Source organism: Mesorhizobium sp. WSM3860 (assembly GCF_002294995.1).
In the GTDB taxonomy this organism is placed as follows: Bacteria; Pseudomonadota; Alphaproteobacteria; order Rhizobiales; family Rhizobiaceae; genus Mesorhizobium.
Genome location: NZ_NSGF01000041.1, coordinates 1 through 18,125, shown reverse-complemented (window position 1 = coordinate 18,125; position 18,125 = coordinate 1). Strand labels below are relative to the sequence as shown.

Annotated in this window: 15 protein-coding genes; 7 read left to right on the top strand and 8 right to left on the bottom strand. The window is 61.6% G+C overall.

Features of this window, described 5'->3' with window-relative positions; genetic code table 11:
• From CK220_RS30875 to CK220_RS30845, 7 genes are all read right to left on the bottom strand, one after another.
• Positions 1-608: ATP-grasp domain-containing protein (locus CK220_RS30875; protein ID WP_176479062.1), on the bottom strand; the 608-nt coding region annotated here is incomplete at its 3' end.
• Between the two features lie 18 nt (positions 609-626).
• Positions 627-1,589: a CoA ester lyase gene (locus CK220_RS30870; RefSeq protein WP_095815122.1), complete on the bottom strand. Its 963-nt coding sequence runs from the start codon at positions 1,587-1,589 to the stop codon at positions 627-629.
• 10 nt (positions 1,590-1,599) lie between these two features.
• A complete protein-coding gene (locus CK220_RS30865; protein WP_095815121.1) occupies positions 1,600-2,790 on the bottom strand; it encodes an aminotransferase class V-fold PLP-dependent enzyme in 1,191 nt (396 codons plus the stop codon).
• Between the two features lie 495 nt (positions 2,791-3,285).
• Entirely contained in the window at positions 3,286-4,326 is a 1,041-nt protein-coding gene (locus CK220_RS30860; protein ID WP_095815120.1) for a DUF3445 domain-containing protein, read from the bottom strand.
• A 16-nt stretch (positions 4,327-4,342) separates the two neighbouring features.
• Complete coding sequence (locus tag CK220_RS30855) at positions 4,343-5,308, bottom strand: PDR/VanB family oxidoreductase (RefSeq protein WP_095815119.1); 966 nt, start codon at positions 5,306-5,308, stop codon at positions 4,343-4,345.
• Positions 5,305-5,856 (bottom strand): dimethylamine monooxygenase subunit DmmA family protein, encoded by a 552-nt coding sequence (locus tag CK220_RS30850; protein ID WP_095815124.1) that lies wholly within the window; start codon positions 5,854-5,856, stop codon positions 5,305-5,307. The genes CK220_RS30855 and CK220_RS30850 overlap by 4 nt, the downstream gene beginning before the upstream one ends.
• 119 nt (positions 5,857-5,975) lie before the next feature.
• A complete protein-coding gene (locus CK220_RS30845; protein ID WP_095815118.1) occupies positions 5,976-7,109 on the bottom strand; it encodes an aminomethyltransferase family protein in 1,134 nt (377 codons plus the stop codon).
• Positions 7,110-7,367: 258 nt separating this feature from the next.
• Between CK220_RS30845 and CK220_RS30840 the strand changes: the two genes are divergently transcribed.
• The gene (locus CK220_RS30840; protein WP_210201459.1) at positions 7,368-8,126 is read left to right on the top strand and encodes an FCD domain-containing protein; all 759 of its coding nucleotides are present in this window, start codon (positions 7,368-7,370) and stop codon (positions 8,124-8,126) included.
• A 12-nt stretch (positions 8,127-8,138) separates the two neighbouring features.
• On the opposite strand, the gene CK220_RS30835 is transcribed toward CK220_RS30840, so the two are convergent.
• Complete coding sequence (locus CK220_RS30835) at positions 8,139-9,428, bottom strand: ABC transporter substrate-binding protein (RefSeq protein WP_095815117.1); 1,290 nt, start codon at positions 9,426-9,428, stop codon at positions 8,139-8,141.
• A 165-nt stretch (positions 9,429-9,593) separates the two neighbouring features.
• On the opposite strand from CK220_RS30835, the gene CK220_RS30830 reads away from it, so the two are divergent.
• From CK220_RS30830 to folD, 6 genes are all read left to right on the top strand, one after another.
• Positions 9,594-10,937: an NAD(P)/FAD-dependent oxidoreductase gene (locus tag CK220_RS30830; protein ID WP_095815116.1), complete on the top strand. Its 1,344-nt coding sequence runs from the start codon at positions 9,594-9,596 to the stop codon at positions 10,935-10,937.
• 109 nt (positions 10,938-11,046) lie between these two features.
• The gene (locus CK220_RS30825; RefSeq protein WP_095815115.1) at positions 11,047-12,114 is read left to right on the top strand and encodes a GlxA family transcriptional regulator; all 1,068 of its coding nucleotides are present in this window, start codon (positions 11,047-11,049) and stop codon (positions 12,112-12,114) included.
• Positions 12,115-12,156: 42 nt separating this feature from the next.
• Positions 12,157-14,529 carry an aminomethyltransferase family protein gene (locus tag CK220_RS30820; RefSeq protein ID WP_095815114.1) on the top strand — a complete coding sequence of 791 codons (2,373 nt, stop codon included), beginning with the start codon at positions 12,157-12,159 and terminating at the stop codon, positions 14,527-14,529.
• 5 nt (positions 14,530-14,534) lie between these two features.
• Positions 14,535-14,996, top strand: a complete 462-nt coding sequence (locus CK220_RS30815) for a group II truncated hemoglobin (RefSeq protein WP_095815113.1) — start codon at positions 14,535-14,537, stop codon at positions 14,994-14,996.
• An 88-nt stretch (positions 14,997-15,084) separates the two neighbouring features.
• Positions 15,085-16,794, top strand: coding sequence for an APC family permease (locus tag CK220_RS30810; protein ID WP_095815112.1), 1,710 nt, complete (start codon positions 15,085-15,087; stop codon positions 16,792-16,794).
• Between the two features lie 292 nt (positions 16,795-17,086).
• Positions 17,087-17,986, top strand: a complete 900-nt coding sequence (folD, locus tag CK220_RS30805; protein ID WP_095815111.1) for a bifunctional methylenetetrahydrofolate dehydrogenase/methenyltetrahydrofolate cyclohydrolase FolD — start codon at positions 17,087-17,089, stop codon at positions 17,984-17,986.
• Positions 17,987-18,125 lie beyond the last annotated feature (139 nt).

The following is an 18,125-nucleotide window of genomic DNA, read 5'->3' as shown; positions in this document are numbered from 1 at the left end:
ACCACCAGCGGATTGATCTCCAGCATCGAGGCGTCGTAGTCGCGGAACACCTGGTAGCAGCCGAGGATGGTCTCGGTCGCCTTGCCGATCAGGTTGCTTTCAAGGCCAAGGCCGAAGGCGATCTCGCGCGCCTGGAAGCCTTGCATGCCGACGCCCGGGTCGACGGTGGCGCGGATGATGGAATCCGGCTTCTTTTCGGAGATGTCCTCGATCTCCATGCCGCCGGCGGCCGATGCCACGATCATGACGCGCTCTTCCTTCCGGTCGAGCACGAAGCCGAGATAGAGCTCCTGCGCGATGTCGACGGCTTCCTCGAGATAAAGGCGCGAGATCAGCTTGCCGCGCGGGCCGGTCTGCTGGGTGACCAGCTTGCGGCCGAGCATTCCCTCAGCGGCGTTGGAGATCTCCTCGTCGTTGGAACAGAGTTTTATCCCGCCGGCCTTGCCGCGCGCGCCGGAATGGACCTGCGCCTTCAACACCCATTTCGAGCCGCCGATCTCGCGCGCCCGGTAGGTTGCCTGCTCGGGGCTGTAGGCAAGGCCGCCGCGCGGCACATGCACGCCGTGGCGGGCAAGCAGTTCCTTGGCCTGGTATTCGTGAATGTCCATCTTGTCCTCCCGGTAATTCTAATGCGCTGCGCTATGCGTCTGGCCGGCGCGCTCGATCGCCTCGCTCACCACCAGCACGTTGCGCGCCATGCGTTCCGACGCCGCGTCGATCATCTTGCCGTCGAGCGCGGCCGCGCCCTTGCCGAGCGCTTCGGCTTCCTTCAGCACCTCGAGAATGCGGCGGGCGCGGGTGACCTCCTTTTCCGGCGGTGAGAAGACGTCGTTGGCCAAAGCGATCTGCGAGGGATGGATCGCCCATTTGCCTTCGATGCCGAGTGCGGCGGCGCGCCTGGCGGCGGCCGTGTAGCCTTCGGGATCGGAGAAATCGCCGAACGGTCCGTCGATGGCGCGCAGGCCGTAGGCGCGGCAGGCGACCGTCATGCGCGACAGGGCGAAGTGCCACTGGTCGCCGGGGTAATCAGGGTTGAGGCCGCCGATGTTGACGGTGCGCGCCTTGTTGCTGGCGGCATAGTCGGCGACGCCGAAATGCATCGCCTCCAGGCGGCCGGGCGTGGCGGCGATCGCCTCGACATTGGCCATGCCGAGCGCCGTCTCGATCAGCGCTTCGAGGCCGACCCGGGTCTTGTAACCCTTGGCCATCTCGATCTGGTTGACCATGGCCTCGACCATGTAGAGGTCGGCCGGCACGCCGACCTTCGGCACCAGGATCGTATCCAGCCGGTCGCCGGCCTGTTCCATGACATCGACCACGTCGCGGTACATGTAGTGGGTATCGAGGCCGTTGATGCGCACCGAGACGGTCTTGCCCCTGGCGCGCCAATCGATGTCGTTCAACGCCTGAATGATGTTCTTGCGAGCGCGCTCCTTGTCGGGTGGCGCGACCGCATCCTCGATGTCGAGGAAGACGAAGTCGGCGGCGCTGTTCGCGGCCTTGTCGATCATTTCCGGGCTGGAGCCGGGAACCGCCAGCTCGCTGCGCTGCAGCCTGAGCTTCTTGAGGTGGTTGATGGTATGGCTCATCGTCCGATCCTCACGCCGCCTCGGCAACCGGCATCGCGGCGGTGCGCCGGAAATGCTCGATCGCGGCTGCCACGCCGGAGCCGGGCGCCAGGCGGACGCCGCAATCGAGCAGCGCCATCTCGGCCGCCGACAGCGAGGCGCAGACCATCACCTCGTTCAGCCAGCCGAGATGACCGATGCGGAAGACCTTGCCGGCCACCTTGTTGAGGCCGCCACCAAGAGAGGTGTTGTACTTCTGGTAGGCGCGCTTGACGACCTCGCCGCTGTCGATGCCTTCCGGCACCAGGATGGCGCTCACCGTATCGGAGTGCCATTGCGGCGCCTTGGCGCACAGCTTCAGCCCCCAGGCGTCGACCGCCTTGCGCACGCCTTCTGCCAGGCGATGGTGGCGGGCGAAGATGTTCTCCAACCCTTCCTCGGCGATCAGGTCGAACGACGCGCGCAGGCCGCGCAGCAGCTGCGTGGCGGGCGTATAGGGGACATAGCCGGCATCGTTGGCGCGGATCATGTCCTCGAAGGAGAAGTAGCAACGCCGGTGGGTCGCGACCCGCGATGCGGCCAGCGCCTTCTTGCTGACCGACAGGAAGCCGAGGCCGGCGGGCAGCATAAAACCTTTCTGCGAGCCGCTTACCGCGCAGTCGACGCGCCATTCCTCCTGCCGGAAATCGATCGAGCCGATCGACGAGACGCCGTCGACGAAGAGGAGCGCCGGGTGGTTCGCCGCGTCGAGCGCGGCGCGGCAGCCGGCGACGTCGCTGGTGACGCCGGTCGCCGTCTCGTTCTGGGTGCAGAAGACAGCCTTGATGCGGTGCGCCTTGTCGGCCTGCAGCTTCTCGGCATAGAGGTCGAGCGGAACGCCGGTTCCCCATTCGCAGTCGATGACGTCGACCTCGAAGCCGAGGCGCTCGGCCATGTCGACCCACAGATGTGAGAACTGGCCGAAGCGCGACATCAGCACCCGGTCGCCGGGGCTGAGCACATTGGTCATCGCCGCTTCCCAGGCGCCGGTGCCGGACGACGGATAGATGAAGACGCGACCGGTCTCATTCTTGAAAACTCGTCTGATGTCCTCGAACAGCGGCAGCGTGAGATTGGGGAAGGAGGCGGCGCGCATGTCTTCCATCGGCAGGTTCATGGCCTGCCGGACCTCTTCAGGAATGTTGGTCGGTCCTGGAATGAAAAGATGGGTAAACCCGGCCATGAAGTCCTCCTCCGCGAGCGGCAGACCCGCTCAAGTCATCCAGGGAGCATCAATCGACAGCCACCTATCAACAACACCTGCCCGGATAGAAATGACCTATTGGCCGGATAGGTTTTTACCCACCCGGCCGGATGATGGAACTCCCGGCAATCGAAGCGAATCCTTGAAATCATTGCCGAGGCGCTGACAGGCCATCGTCGCTGGAAGCCTGTTCGGCGCGAACCGAAACCATTCTTTGACGGGCCGGGCACGGCCCTGCCGCGCCTGCGAGTTCGGCGGGCAAAATGTGGCGGTGTTCGAAAGGAGCTGCAGCAGGACATGGCCAGCCAAAGTGGCGGGCTCAACCGCTGTTGCAGAATATGCGAGAGACGCCTTTACCGGCCTGGCGAACGCATGCGGCTTCATGGGGGCGACGCGGTGCCCTCCTGCCGGGAACATCTTATCAAACAGCGAGCTCGTCAGCTTCCGTATCTGGTGCCCACGGGCACGGCTTGTTCAGTCCGGCCAAATGCCTGGCGGCGTCGGAGCGCCGTCGTCATATCGTGACAGCCATTCCACGATCTTGGGTCGATTGGTGATGAAGCCCTTGTAGGTCGCAAGTTCCGTCGGCAGGTCACGAATGACGCGATGGAAGCGCCTCGCCCATTTCGGCACCGTCACCAACTCATCGAGCTTGATGAGGTAGCAGCGGATCGGAAACACCAGGGCATTCGAGCGGGGGAGACGGAAGAAGGTCTGAAGCTCGACGCGCAAATGCATCATCTGCCCCATGTTCTCAAGCGTCAGGTCGCGCTTCATCACGCCCCATTTGTGATAATTTTCTGGACTTGTATCGAGCAGGGGATTGACGGTCATCGTCCAGTTGAGCCGGCGCGCCGGCGAGCCCTGCTGCACATTCAGGAGGAATTTCAGGGCTCGCTGGAAGATTCCCATTTCGTGCGCTTTTGGCACCGGCGCATGCCATTCGAAGAAGTTCATGCCGATGTCGAAATCGAGGCTCCAATCGGCCTGTGTCGTCACCATGCCGGCGTCCATCCACAGGTTGTCGTCACGCTGGTCGAGCAGCGCAAAGTCGCCCTGGGTCTGCCGCGTGATGTATTCCATCGGGCCATAGGGCAATGTGGTCTCATCGAGGAAGGTGAACTTCTGCTCGATGCCCAGCGGGCGGTTGATCCAATGCCATTTGGCGCCGTCCCGATGCAGCTCGAAAAGCTCGGGATACTCCTGCGCCTTCGAGGTCATGATCAGCTCGAGCAGATCCCAGCCGGCCAGGGTCATGTGCGGCAGCGACTGGCAGCGCAGCGGATCTTCGGCAAGGACGCGGGCCCGATCGCGCATCTCCGAGACGTAGTGCTCATCGACGTCGAAAGTCCGCTCGTAGACGCTGCCTGGGCGGTATGATTTATGTGGCTCGAGGTTCACCGAGTACATGTAGCTGTCCTCGGGAAACGGGAACGGGAAGCGTTTGACCGCCTCCGGCGAGTTGCGGAAGGTGAAGTCGTCGTGGAAGGTTTCTTCCTTGAAGATGATGGTCATCGCAGCGTCCTCCTCGCTATCGGTCCAGCACCAGTGTCCTGCCTTCAAAGCGGGAAACGCACGGCATGATCCTGGTGCCGCTGGCACATTGCGTCGGCGTCAGCCAATGGTCCTTGTGCAAGAACGTTCCTTCATATTCGAGGACATCGGTCTCGCACTGACCGCAGGCGCCGCCGCGGCAAAGATAAGGCGCCTCGACGCCGGCTGCCTCTATGGCTTCAAGCAAGCTTTGATGTTCGCCGACCTGTATCACCTTGTTCGACCGCGCCAGCGTGACCTCGAAAGGTTTGCCTGAGGCAGGCGCAAGGAATTCCTCGTGATGGATCGACTCGCGCGGCCATCCGAGCGCGGCGGCCGTCTTGCGCACCCAGGCGATCATGCCTTTGGGCCCGCAGACATAGACATGCGTGCCGAGCGGCTGTCCCTCGAGCAATGCCGGCAGGTCGATCAGCTCGCCCCGGTCGTCATGATAGAGATGCACGCGCGGGCGATAGCTGGCCACGAGTTCGTCCGCGTAGGAAGCGAGAGAGGGTGTCCGCACGGAGTAGTGCAGTTCGAAATTGCCATTCATGGCGCTGAGCTGCTTGATTTGCGCCAGGAACGGCGTGATGCCGATGCCTCCCGCAAGCAACAGGTGCTTTCGGGCGCGCAAATCCAGCGCGAACAGATTGACCGGGTTGGAGATGACCATCTCCATCCCCGGCCTCACCTGCCGGTGCATGAACAGCGAGCCGCCTCTTCCGGTGTCGTCGCGGCGGATCGATATCGAATAGCCCTCCCGGTCGGCGGGATCGCTCATGATCGAATAGGGATTGCGTCGTACGCGATCCTGGTCGTTCATCTCCACGACCGTATGCGCGCCGCCCGAGAACGTAGGCATCAGGCTGCCATCACGGCGGACGAACCTGAAACGGGTGACGAGCTCGTTGACTGGCGTGACCTCCGCCACAGTCACGGGTATTTTTGCGGCTCCTGCGCTCATCTGAACCGCTCCACCGATTCCGGAATGTTGCCGGGGTCTTCCGCGTCGATGCGCACGCCCTGGAAGGCCGCTATACGGCGCGAGTAGTGATCGCGCACGAACAGATGCAGACCGCAATGGGCGCATTGGAAAGGATCGTGTGTGACGTCTTCGGTGACGCCCTTGCAATGCACGCACTGCACGCGGCGCGCGGTGGAGCCGCGGTGCTCTGTCTGGATCGCGGAATGCGGGATGCCGGCCTGAGTGGCCTCGAGCATCGCCTGTCCCATCAGTCCCTCGGTCCCCGCCAGGTAGACCTGCAGGCCCATGTGTGCTCCGGCCAAGATCCGCCTCAGCCGCGGAAGCGCGGCCTCGTAGCTGGCCCCCACATACAGTTGGGCCGGGGCCAGTTGTTCCAGCCTGGCGACGAACTTGTCCCCTGTCCTTTTGGGAATATAAACGATATGCGCCGCGGCGAGGAAATCGGGGGGCGCAGAGGCGGCTAACTCAAGGATCGCCTCCGCACCTTCGGCGTCGGCGACCACCAGATGCAGCCGCCCCGGTCGCATCTCCAGCACGCCATAGACGGGGCGGCTTGGAATCGAGCCTTCTAACACTGACTTTGACCCTCGGCTCCGTTTTGGTTGGTTTGCGGGCTTGAGCCCTGCTTGCCGCGCCTCACCGCGACTTATCCCTTGGCGGTGCGACGCTTCTTTTCCGCATCGAAGAATGGCATCGAATGGGCAACGCAGGGGATTTCGCCGGTCAAATTCTGAACCGTCATCCTCACGCCGTCGACCGCGCAATCCACCGGCATGCGGGCAATGCCGATGTTATGCCTGTTGAGGCTGGAGTACATGCCGATCGTCACCACGCCGACCTTCTTGCCGTCCTTCAGCAACGGCGCGCCCTCCTCGGCCGGCGTCGTGCCTTCGAGCTTCACGCCATAGATCTTGAAGCGCTCCTTGCCCTTCAGCCGATAATGTTCCTCGGCGCCGCGGAAGCCCACCTTGCCGGGCGAAACGGTGAAGTCCAGCCCGAGCTCCCACAAGGTGTCGCCGGGACCTTCGTTCTCGAATGGATACTTTTCCGAATTGTCGTAAGGGAAGAAGAGCAGATAGCTTTCGGCCCTCAGCAGATCGAGCGTCGTGAACCGGCAGGGAATGATGCCCATGCTCGCGCCCTCCTCCAGGATCCGGTCCCAGACCGCGGGAGCATCCTGGCCGCGGCAGAAGATCTCGTAGCCGCGCTCGCCTGTGTAGCCTGTGCGCGAAATCGTCACCGGCAAACCGAACAGCGAGGTATGCATGTGGCTGAAGTAATTCAGGTTCCGGATGCCTTCGACATGCTTGTTCAGGTAGTCGACGGCCAGCGGCCCCTGCAGCGACAGGTCGTGGAGATTGTCATCGAAGCGGATGGCGACGTCGCGGCCCGTGGCTGCCATGGTGAGCTGTTCATGGGCGCCGCCCGATCCGTGCACGACCATCCAGCTGTTCGGCCCCATGCGGTAGATCACGCAGTCGTCGATGAATTTGCCGGCATCGTTCAGCATGGTCGCGTATACCGAACGACCGGGCATGATCTTCTCGGCGTTGCGCGTCGTGGCGCGGTCGATGATGTGGCTGGCCGCAGGCCCGTTCAGGTGCACTTTCTTCAGGCCGGAGACGTCCATAAGGCCGGCCTTGGTGCGGATCGCCAGATATTCGCGTTCCGGGTCGCCCGAATACTGCCAGGCGGTGCCCATGCCGCTCCAGTCTTCGAGTTTCGAACCGAGCCCGCGATGACGATCGGCGAGCGTGGAAAATCTCCAGGAATTGGTCATTGCATTCCCCTTTTTTTATACCAATTATTGAACCAGTTTGCGAGAACTGGTTCTTGAAATCAATACTGCTGTTAAAATTTTTTACCTGAGAGCAAAATGACCGATCGGACATCCCGGCAAGGACGAGGCGAAGGTCAGCCGAAAGGGAGAGCGAGACACCCGCGCGAAACAAACCGCGAAACGCGATCGGGATCAGCCGACCGCCAGAAGGGCACGGTCATCGGTTACAGCTTGCGTGGCCAAGCGGAACCATCGCAAATGGACGCGGACTTTCGGATGCCGAAAGGAACGTCGTTGATGTCATCGAAACATGAGGCTGCCTTGGCCCTCGTCGCGGATCATTCAATCACTGCCACGGTTCGCGTCGTGGTGGACACGCTGCTGGCGCGAATCACCTCTCAGCAATACGCCGCCGACGAACGACTGCCCTCGGAACGGACATTGGCCGGTGAACTTGGCGTCGCCCGGAACACGGTTCGCGAAGCTCTGGACATACTTGAGAAACATGGCTTCATACGCCGGCGTGCCGGGAGCGGCAGCTTCGTGAAGGGTCAGGCAACTCCGGATGACGCGACCGGAGGTGTTGCTGCCGAGGCGAGCCCGCTCGACCTTTTGGTGATGCGCGGAATCATCGAACCCGACATGATGAGACTCGCCATCATCAACATGTCGCCGCGTGCCATTGAGGGACTGAGCGAGACCTTATCCGCCATGGAAGGGGTTCAAACCGAAGCGGCGGAGTTCGCCCGACTCGAGGATGAATTCCATCGTCAGGTTGCCCGCGGCGCGGGAAATCCGCTACTGACCTCATGTTACGATGTGTTGATCCAGGCTCGCCGCCAGAGCTTCCGCGCTGCGCTCAACCGGCGGCATCTGACACCCAGGCGAATACAGGACTACCAGCGGCGCTACAACACGCTGCTCAACGCGATCATCGCCCGGGATATCGAGAGCGCTGTCGAATTCACCAAGCTGCTGCTGATTGAGGAACAGAAGCTGCTTCTGCAAGAAGATTGAGCTCGGTCGGTCCTATCCGGCGACGATGCGCAGTTCTCCGGAGACACCGGAATGGCGCTGATCCCACATCAGCCCAAGCGCGCGCATTTCGTCGCGCAACCGGGCGCCGTGCCTTTGCAGCCAAGCCGGGACCGACCCAAAGGCTACGATTCGCGCCTGGCCATTCGTAATGCGCACGACGGGCCAGTCGCCGATCAGGGCGTTGTCATTCCCGAACAAATCCGAGCCCGCCCATCTCGCTATCCCGAATGCATGCTCGCCGAGCCCGCCATGTTTCATCGCCGCGAGAACGGAGACAGGGGCTGCCGTTCCAGCTTTCTCGACCGCCGCATGCCAAAGGTCGAGCGTGGCAACGTATTCCCAGGAAACCGCGCTCCAGCTGTCCGGGAAACGCCGATTGTACTCCGCGAAGAACTCGGCGGGGCGATTGAAGAAAAAGGCCTTGTCGCGGAGCTCCGGATCGTCGAAGTCCGGGAACTGGAACAGAAAGCCCTCCATGAAATCGATCGATGTCCGGTCGACCAGCCGTCGATAGTAGTCGGCAGTACAGGAAATGATCTGCCCCCGAAATCCCGACCGGAAAGCAGCCTCCGTCAGCGCGTGAACCATTGGCTCATAGCTCGTGCACCAACACAGAATGTCGGGACTGCCGGCCAGCATCGCGCGCAGAATTTCATCGGCGTTCGTAGTTTCCGGCGCGTAGCGGATCTCGCCCACCGAGGCGATCCCTTCGGCCGCAAAGGCAGCCCGATAGGTCGCCAGCGAAGGCAGGCCCAGCGCATCCGTCTGGCTGCACATGGCGACGCGGCGCAAGTCGGGGCGGTTGCGTGCAAGCCATTCGACTGCCGTGACGTTGTAGAGGGGATGGATCTCGCTGGGCGCGATCAGGTACGGCGTGTCGGGTGAAAGATCGCTCGGAAGCAGCGTAGAGGTTAGGATCTTGCGCGACATCAGATAGTCCTGGACCGGGCGAAACGTGTCGCCTCCGTGCATCATCAGCAGCCCTACCCCGTGATCCTGCACGAGGCGCCGGGCTCCTTCCGCCGCCCGATTGGGGTCATAGCCGCAATCCTCGGCCAACAGTTGAACGCTGTGCCGCGTCCCGCCGATGAGCATTCCGCCGGTGCGATTGATCCAGTCCACCCAGATGCGGCAGCCGTTCAATCCCGGCAGCCCCCAGGAGCGAACAGGCCCGCTGAGCGGCCCGAGAAAGCCTACTTTGACCACGCGTTGTGCGCCGACACCCAGCCGTTTGACCTGGGCGTTCACTGCTAGTCGTTGCACCAGGCTGGCGGCGTTCATGGCGCGCTCCTTACCCGACCGTTCATAAACCGAGGCCAATTCTGGCGCAAATCGTTTTTCCTTCCATGAATATTAGTTGACATGTTTGCTGTTTCGATCATAACTGGTTTGGACCAAAAGAACCAATCGAGCATAAACCGGTTCAGACCAAATGGGAGAATCACGATGAAGAAACGGATTGCCGTCATCGGTGCCGGCCCGTCCGGCTTGGCTCAGTTGCGCGCCTTTGCGTCCGCTGCGCAGAAAGGCGCGGAGATTCCCGAAATTGTCTGCTTTGAAAAGCAGAGGAATTGGGGAGGGTTGTGGAACTACACCTGGCGCACGGGGCTGGACGAATTCGGCGAGCCGGTGCATGGCTCGATGTATCGCTATCTCTGGTCCAACGGTCCCAAGGAGGGCCTCGAGTTCGCCGACTATTCCTTCGAGGAGCACTTCGGCAAGCAGATTGCCTCCTATCCGCCCCGGGCCGTGCTGTTTGACTACATCGAGGGGCGCGTGAAGAAGGCGGGCGTTCGCCCGTGGATCCGTTTTTCCACCGTTGTGCGATCTGTGACCTGGAGCGCCGGGAACCGGACGTTCACCGTGCGTGTGCACGATCTTCCCAACGACCGGTCCTACTCGGAAGAGTTCGACCACGTGATCGTCGCGTCGGGCCATTTTTCGACACCAAACGTGCCGGAGTTCCCCGGATTCGAAACATTCAATGGCCGCATCCTCCATGCCCACGACTTCCGCGACGCACGGGAATTTGTCGGTCAGGACATACTGATCATCGGCACCAGCTACTCGGCCGAAGATATCGGATCCCAGTGCTGGAAGTACGGCTGCAAGTCGGTCACGGTCAGCCACCGCACGGAAGCCATGGGCTTCAAGTGGCCGGCCAACTGGAAGGAGGTGCCCCTGCTGACCAAGGTCGAGGGCAACGTCGCAACCTTCAAGGATGGCTCGACCGCGACGGTCAACGCGATCATCCTCTGCACCGGCTACAAGCACCATTTCCCGTTCATGTCGGACGACTTGCGGCTGCGCACGGCAAACAGGTTGGCTACGGCTGACCTCTACAAGGGAGTGGTCTACGTCCACAATCCGGCACTGTTTTATCTCGGCATGCAGGACCAGTGGTACACCTTCAATATGTTCGATGCGCAGGCCTGGTGGGTGCGCGACGTTATCCTCGGCAGGATCAAGCTGCCTGCGTCCAAGAACGAAATGGTCGCCGATGTCGAGAAGCGGGTGGCGGCCGAGGATGCAGGGGAGGACAGCTATGACGCGATCCGTTACCAGGGCCGCTATATCAAGGAGCTGATCGCCGAGACCGACTATCCAAGCTTTGACGTGGACGCCGCCGACGAGGCTTTCTTCCAATGGAAGAAGCACAAGATCAAGGACATCATGGGCTTCCGCAACAACAGCTACAAGTCGGTCATGACCGGCAGCATGGCGCCGCAGCATCACACGCCGTGGAAAGATGCGCTGGACGACACGATGCAGAGTTATCTGCGCAACTGAGCTCGCGTTGCCGAGCCACTTTTCCCGAAGCCCTATGGACCGTTCACTCTCCCGTGCCGCGCTCAGAGCAGTTTCGGGCAGATGACGAGATGAGAGAGGAGGAGCCAGGATGCTGACTACACAGACCGCACACAGGTCGTTTAGTTTCTACCTCTTGCCTGGCTTCTCGCTTCAGGCTTTCTCCTGCGCGGTAGAAGTACTGCGGTTAGCCAACGAAGCAATCGGGAAAAACGTCTACAGCTGGCAGGTCATATCTGAAGACGGACAGTCTGTGATGTCGAGTTGCCGGCTGACCGTCGCCATCGACTCCACGTTGAAAGACGAACGCGAGCGAACCCAGAAATCAAATTTGACGTCAGCCGCGGTGATTTGCGGCGGCAGCGCCATCCCGCGCCCAAACAGGCAGCTTCATGCCTGGCTAAGGGAATGCCGCATGCGCCGCATCCCCCTCGTCTGCATCGGCAGTGGCACCCTCGTTGTCGCGCGGGCCGGATTGGCCGACGGGCGTCGGTGCGCCGTTCACTGGGAGCAGCTTCCGTTGTTTTGCGAGCAGTTTCCGGGGATAGAGTCCACCCAGACGGCCTTTGAACATGACGGAGATCTGCATACCTGCTCGGGTGGGGATGCGCCTTTCGACATGTTTCTGCACCTGGTCGAACGGGACTACGGTTCGGTTGTCGTTAATCGCGTCTGCGAAAAAGCCATCGCATACCGAATGCGTTCGGCCGGGGAGCGACAGCGTCTGCCCCTTCATTCTCGCGTCAAGCTCAACCACAAGGCAGTGATGAAGGTCATCGGCCTGATGGAGGCAAGCCTGGATGACCCTATGCCGGTCGACGACCTTGTCGCGTTGAGCGGAATATCGCGCCGGCAGATCGAAAGGCTTTTCGACAGGGAATTGGGACGCTCGCCGAATCGATACTACATGGAGCTGCGCCTGGAGCGCGCGCAGCTTCTTCTTGTGAGCACAAACCTGCCGGTCGTAGAAGTTGCGGTGGCCTGCGGTTTTGTCTCGCCGTCGCACTTTTCCAAGGTCTATCGCGAAGCCTACGGATGCGCTCCGCATCAGACACGATTGGCCGCCCGTGCGGACGGGCGCGTCGACCTGATGGACCCGACGCTGCTGGGATTGGACTGCATCGAGGTATCCCAACACAGGTTGTCGATGACGGCGTAGCCACTCAAGCAGCTGAGCCCCAGCCTCAGCGAGGAGGTAACGATGCTGACCACGATCTACCCTCCCGTCCGCGGTGGACCGCCGCAGCCGAGTCGTATTTTTCGTCCCGGCGGATTGGCCCTGCCCGCCGGCACCGAGCGCTACATTGTCGGCGGCGCCGGAGCGATGCTGATCGACATTGCGGCGGGCGACAGCATCACGGTAACGAATGACGAGGGCGGCCAGATCTGCGAAGTCGTCGTGGCCGACGCGTCAGGCGGTATTGACGCCGGCATCGTAGGCCATGGTCCGAACTCGGATGCGGCGGGTTTGAAGACGCTTCTGACCAGTCAGGACGGCAGCCTGCAACGGCTGCGCAAGGCGCTGGAGATCCGTGGTATCGACCTCGCCGCGGCGGGCGGGGTTCGCTTCTTCGACGCGACAACACCGCCGAAGACCAATGTCGAGCTGACCGTCCAGCGCGGTGGCTGGCTCGTCATCGCCGCGCCAGGAACCGACATGGCGCCAGACGGCCAGGAGACTGCGACGCCGCTGACCGTCCATGTGCGGCGCGCGACGATACGCTTGCGTGAGACCTCCCGGGATTTGCCGGATCCGCTTGCCGATCCGGTTCTCGACCTTCGCGTGCACTCGTCGACGGCAGAGGCCTATTTCGTCAAGGCCGGGGACTACATTCAGATCATCGATGTCGACGGACGCCAGTGCACCGATTTCCAGTGCTTTTCGGCGCGCAAACTGGACAAGGGAAAGGAGCATGCGCTCGACGTCACCGCCACACGCAGCGCGATGGGGCATGCCTATCCGTTGCCCGGCCTGCATTCGAAATACTATGACCAGGACTTCCTGCCGCTGGTCGAGGTCGTACAGGACACTTGCGGCCGGCACGACGCGTTCTCGCTGGCGTGCTATGCCAAATATTATGACGATATCGGCTATCCGGGCCATATCAACTGCACGGAAAACTTCAACAAGGCGCTTGGCCCATACGGCGTCGGTCCGCGCGGCGGCTGGATGGCTGCCAACTTCTTCTTCAATACCGGGGTCGACGCGCATGGCGTCATGTATGCCGACGAGCCATGGTCGCGGCCTGGCGACTACGTGCTCTTGCGGGCGCTGACCGACCTCGTTTGCGTCAACTCCGCCTGCCCTGATGACACAACGGCGGCCAATGGCTGGAATCCGACCGACATCCATGTGCGCACCTATTCGGGGATCGAGAAATTCCAACGCGCCGTGGCGGTCCGCGCCACTCCCGATTCGGAGCCAAAGATGACCAAGGAAACTGGGTTTCACGACCGCCTGTCCAAGCTGACCCGCAACTTCGTGGAGTATCGCGGCTACTGGCTGGCCAACAGCTATGCACAAGCCGGGCCGATCGACGAATACTGGGCTTGCCGGCAGAAATCAGTGCTGATGGACCTGTCCGCCCTGCGCAAGTTCGAGGTGACGGGACCGGATTCGGAAGCGCTGCTTCAGTACACGCTGACGCGTGACGTGAAGAAGCTGGCCGTCGGCCAGATCGTTTATACCGCCATGTGCTACGAGCATGGCGGCATGATCGACGACGGCACCTTGTTCCGTCTCGGCCAGGACAATTTCCGATGGGTCGGCGGCGACGAGTATTCGGGCATGTGGCTGCGCGAACAGGCGGAAAAGCTCGGCCTCAACGTCCTGGTCCGCAGTTCCACCGATCAGTTGCACAACATTGCCGTGCAGGGGCCGGAGAGCCGCGAGTTGCTGAAGAAGGTAATCTGGACGCCGCCGCATCAGCCATCGATCACCGAACTCGGCTGGTTCCGATTCACCGTTGGCCGCATCGGTGATGACCAGGGCCCACCTGTCGTGCTGTCGCGCACAGGCTATACGGGCGAGCTGGGCTACGAGGTCTGGTGTCATCCCAAGCACGCGCGGGAAGTCTTCGACGCGATCTGGGCCGTAGGACCGGCGCACGGATTGACGCCCATGGGGTTGGCCGCCCTCGATATGGTTCGGATCGAGGCGGGATTGATCTTCGCCGGCTATGACTTCTCCGATCAGACCGACCCGTTCGAGGCGGGCATCGGCTTCACCGTGCCGCTCAAGTCCAAGGCCGACGACTTCATCGGGCGGGACGCGCTGATCCGGCGCAAGGAACATCCGTCGCGCAAGATGGTCGGGCTGGACATCGAAGGGGCCGTCGCGGTCGGCCATGGCGACTGTATCCATCTTGGGCGCGCGCAGATCGGCGAGGTCACATCATCAATGCGTTCGCGGATCCTCGGCAAGAACATCGCGTTGGCGCGCATCGACGTGGCCCATGCCGATGTCGGCACGCAGGTCGAGATCGGCAAGCTCGACGGCCACCAGAAGCGGCTGGCGGCCACGATCGTCCCGCTGTCGCATTATGATCCCAAGAAAACCCGTCCACAGTCCTGACGCACATGGAACCAGCAGCCAAGGAAACTCTTCTTGCGCAGATCGGCGGCGAGACGGCTTTGCGCCGTCTGGTCAACAGCTTCTACGACCTCATCGAGACGGATCCTCGCGGAAAGTCGCTGCTGCGACTGCATTTTCGCGGACACGGTGTCGACCATGCCCGCGAGGAACAGTTCAACTTTCTGTGCGGCTTCCTCGGCGGGCGTCGTCACTATCTGGAAAAGCACGGGCACATGGACGTCCGTCTCATGCACGCGCATGTGCCGATCTCGGCAGCCGACGCCGAAAACTGGCTGGCTCTGATGGATCGAGCGATCGCCGAAATGCGGCTTGCAGGCCCGCCGGTAGACAAGATGCGCCTGGCATTCCGCCATGTCGCACTGACGTTGATCAACGATCTTGGGGAATGGGGCGCGGGAAACGCTCTTAACGACATCGAGGAGCGTCGACGATCTTTATTGCAATGAAATAAAGAATGCCAGCAGGAAAAGACATAACCGGCAGAGAGAAGCCGGATCGCAGGAACACTCAACCTCTAACAATGGGAAAAGAGCCATGAGCGCTTTATCGGAGACTTACGCGGAGGGAACCGCGGGGCAGTTGCATAGAAGCATTGACTGGCGAGGCGCCTTCTGGGTGGCGAGCGGCGTCCCCGCCCTCGTTCTGTTCTCGATCGGCGGCATAGCTGGAACGACTGGCAAGCTGGCGTTCCTGATCTGGACCGTGTCAATGATCATGGGTTTTCTGCAGTCGTTCACATATGCCGAAATCGCCGGGCTGTTTCCCAACAAGTCCGGCGGCGCTTCGGTCTATGGCGCAACCGCCTGGCTGCGTTATTCGAAGCTCATCGCGCCATTGTCGGTGTGGTGCAATTGGTTCGCCTGGTCGCCGGTGCTGTCGCTCGGCTGCTCCATCGCCGCCGCCTACATTCTCAATGCGCTGGCGCCGATACCTGTCTTCACCGAGACCTCGCCGGAAGTGGTCGCCTACATCGGGACCCACGCCGGCACGAGCGCGGCCGACGCCATCGCAGCGGTGACGGCTGCCGCAACGCCTTTGATCCGCAACTGGTCGCTCTTCAGCCACACGCTTGGGCCTGTCAGTTTCTCATTGAACGCCACCTTCTTCATCGGCGCGGTGCTGATGCTGGTGATCTTCGCCATCCAGCATCGCGGCATCCTGGGCACCGCCAGCGTGCAGAAATATATCGGCCTGCTTGTCATCATCCCGATGCTGATCGTCGGCGTCGTGCCGATCTTCACCGGCCAGATCGACTGGGCGAATTTCTCGCCTCTGGTGCCGCTGGCTGTCGCCTACGCGCCCGACCCGGGCTCATGGAACATCGCTGGATGGACGCTGGCGCTCGGCGGCATGTTCATCGCGGCATGGTCGACCTACGGCTTCGAGACCGCCGTCTGCTACACGTCCGAGTTCAAGAATCCCGGCACCGACACCTTCAAGGCCATCTTCTATTCCGGCCTGCTGTGCATGCTTCTGTTCATCCTGGTGCCCTTCACCTTCCAGGGCGTGCTTGGCCTCAACGGCATGCTGGCAACGCCGATCGTGGACGGCTCGGGCGTCGCCGACGCGTTGGCCGGCATGGTCGGCGGCGGCTATCTGATCCACAGCCTCCTGGTGATGCTGATGATCCTGGCGCTGGTGCTTTGTATCATGACGGCGATGGCCGGCTCCTCGCGCACGCTCTACCAGGGCTCCGTCGACGGCTGGCTGCCGCGCTATCTGAGCCACGTCAACGAGCACGGCGCGCCTACCCGGGCGATGTGGACCGACCTTTGCTTCAACCTGATCGTGCTGGCTATCGCGTCGGCTGACGCGACCAGCTTCTTCTTCATCCTCGCAGTGTCCAACTGCGGCTATATCATATTCAACTTCCTCAACCTCAACGCCGGCTGGATCCACCGGATCGACAACGGCCATATCGAGCGCCCCTGGAAGGCGCCGACCTGGCTGCTGGGGATCGGGGCATTGTTCGCCTACGTCAATGCCATCTTCATGGGTGCCGGCGCCAAGGTTTGGAACCCAATGGCGCTGTGGGCCGGCCTGATAACCGCGTCGCTGATCATTCCGGTGTTCTGCTTCCGGCACTACATTCAGGACGGCGGCAAGTTCCCCGATCATATGCTGGACGATCTCGGCATGAAGTCCACCGACCTCAGAGCCAAGAAGGCCGGAATCTTGCCCTACGCGACGCTGGTGGCTGGCCTGATCGTAGTGCTGATCGCCAACCGGGTCTTCGTACTTTGATCGGCCACAGCCTGACCATTTTCGAACCGGGAAACGTTCCCTCCTCCGGGCCGCGTTGAACCGCGGTTGCCTGGTCACCGCCTGCAATGCCGGGCGGTGACTTCTTTTTGGATATTGAGTAGCCGCCGGCAAATTGGCTAAGGCAGACGCCATCAAATTATTTTCTTCATATGAATTTTTTTTTCCTTATAGTTGACTTGCAGCCCAGATAGTTGCAGGATTTTTGCAACTTGATTTTCGAAGTTCGACGGCGAAACGACGCCGTATTCATTCCCAGGAGCGGAGAGAGGCAATGGCTGAAGTGATCGACGGCAGGGCGGTTGCAGCCGATGTGATCGCAAAGGTCACAAGCGCGAGCAGCGAACTGGCTGCTTCCAAGAATGTCACACCTGGCCTCGCGGTTATCATCGTCGGCGAGGATCCGGCAAGCCAAGTCTATGTGGCTGCGAAATCGCGCACAGCGAAGGAATGCGGTTTCAATTCGCTACAACACACCCTGCCTGCGGATGTCAGCGAAGCTTACCTGATGGATCTCATCGAGGTTTTGAACCATGACAGGACGATCCACGGCATTCTGGTGCAGTTGCCGCTTCCGGGTCACATCGATGCCGGCAAGGTTATTCAGGCGATTGCGCCGGGGAAGGACGTCGACGGCTTCCATTTTGTCAATGTCGGCAAGCTCGGCACCGGTGAGGTCGACACGGCCTTCGTGCCTTGCACACCGGCCGGCTCGATGCTGCTGATCGAGCGCGTTCACGGCAAGGATCTTTCCGGCCTCAATGCAGTCGTCGTCGGTCGCTCCAACATCGTTGGCAAGCCGATGGCCAACCTTCTGCTCGCCGCGAACGCCACCGTCACGATTGCTCACAGCAGGACCAAGGACCTCCCGGAGCTTTGTCGTAGCGCTGATATCCTGGTCGCGGCGGTGGGGCGGCCGGAAATGATCCGGGGTGAGTGGGTCAAGCCAGGAACCACGGTGATCGATGTGGGCATCAACCGCATCGCCGCGCCGGAAAAGGGTAGCGGCAAGAACCGCCTGGTTGGCGACGTCGCCTATGCCGAGGCGGCAGACCATGCCGGCGCGATCACGCCGGTACCCGGCGGCGTTGGACCTATGACGATCGCGCTTCTGATGGCAAACACGCTGACCTCAGCCTACCTCGCCAGCAACCTGCCGAAGCCACAGTTCTAGAACCACAACATGCATTTCCGACAACCCGATCTTCGAGGCAAATGACCATGGCCGAATTCAAATCCGACATCGAGATCGCGCGCGCCGCCAGGAAGAAACCGATCCAGGAGATCGGCGCCAAGATCGGCATCCCCTACGA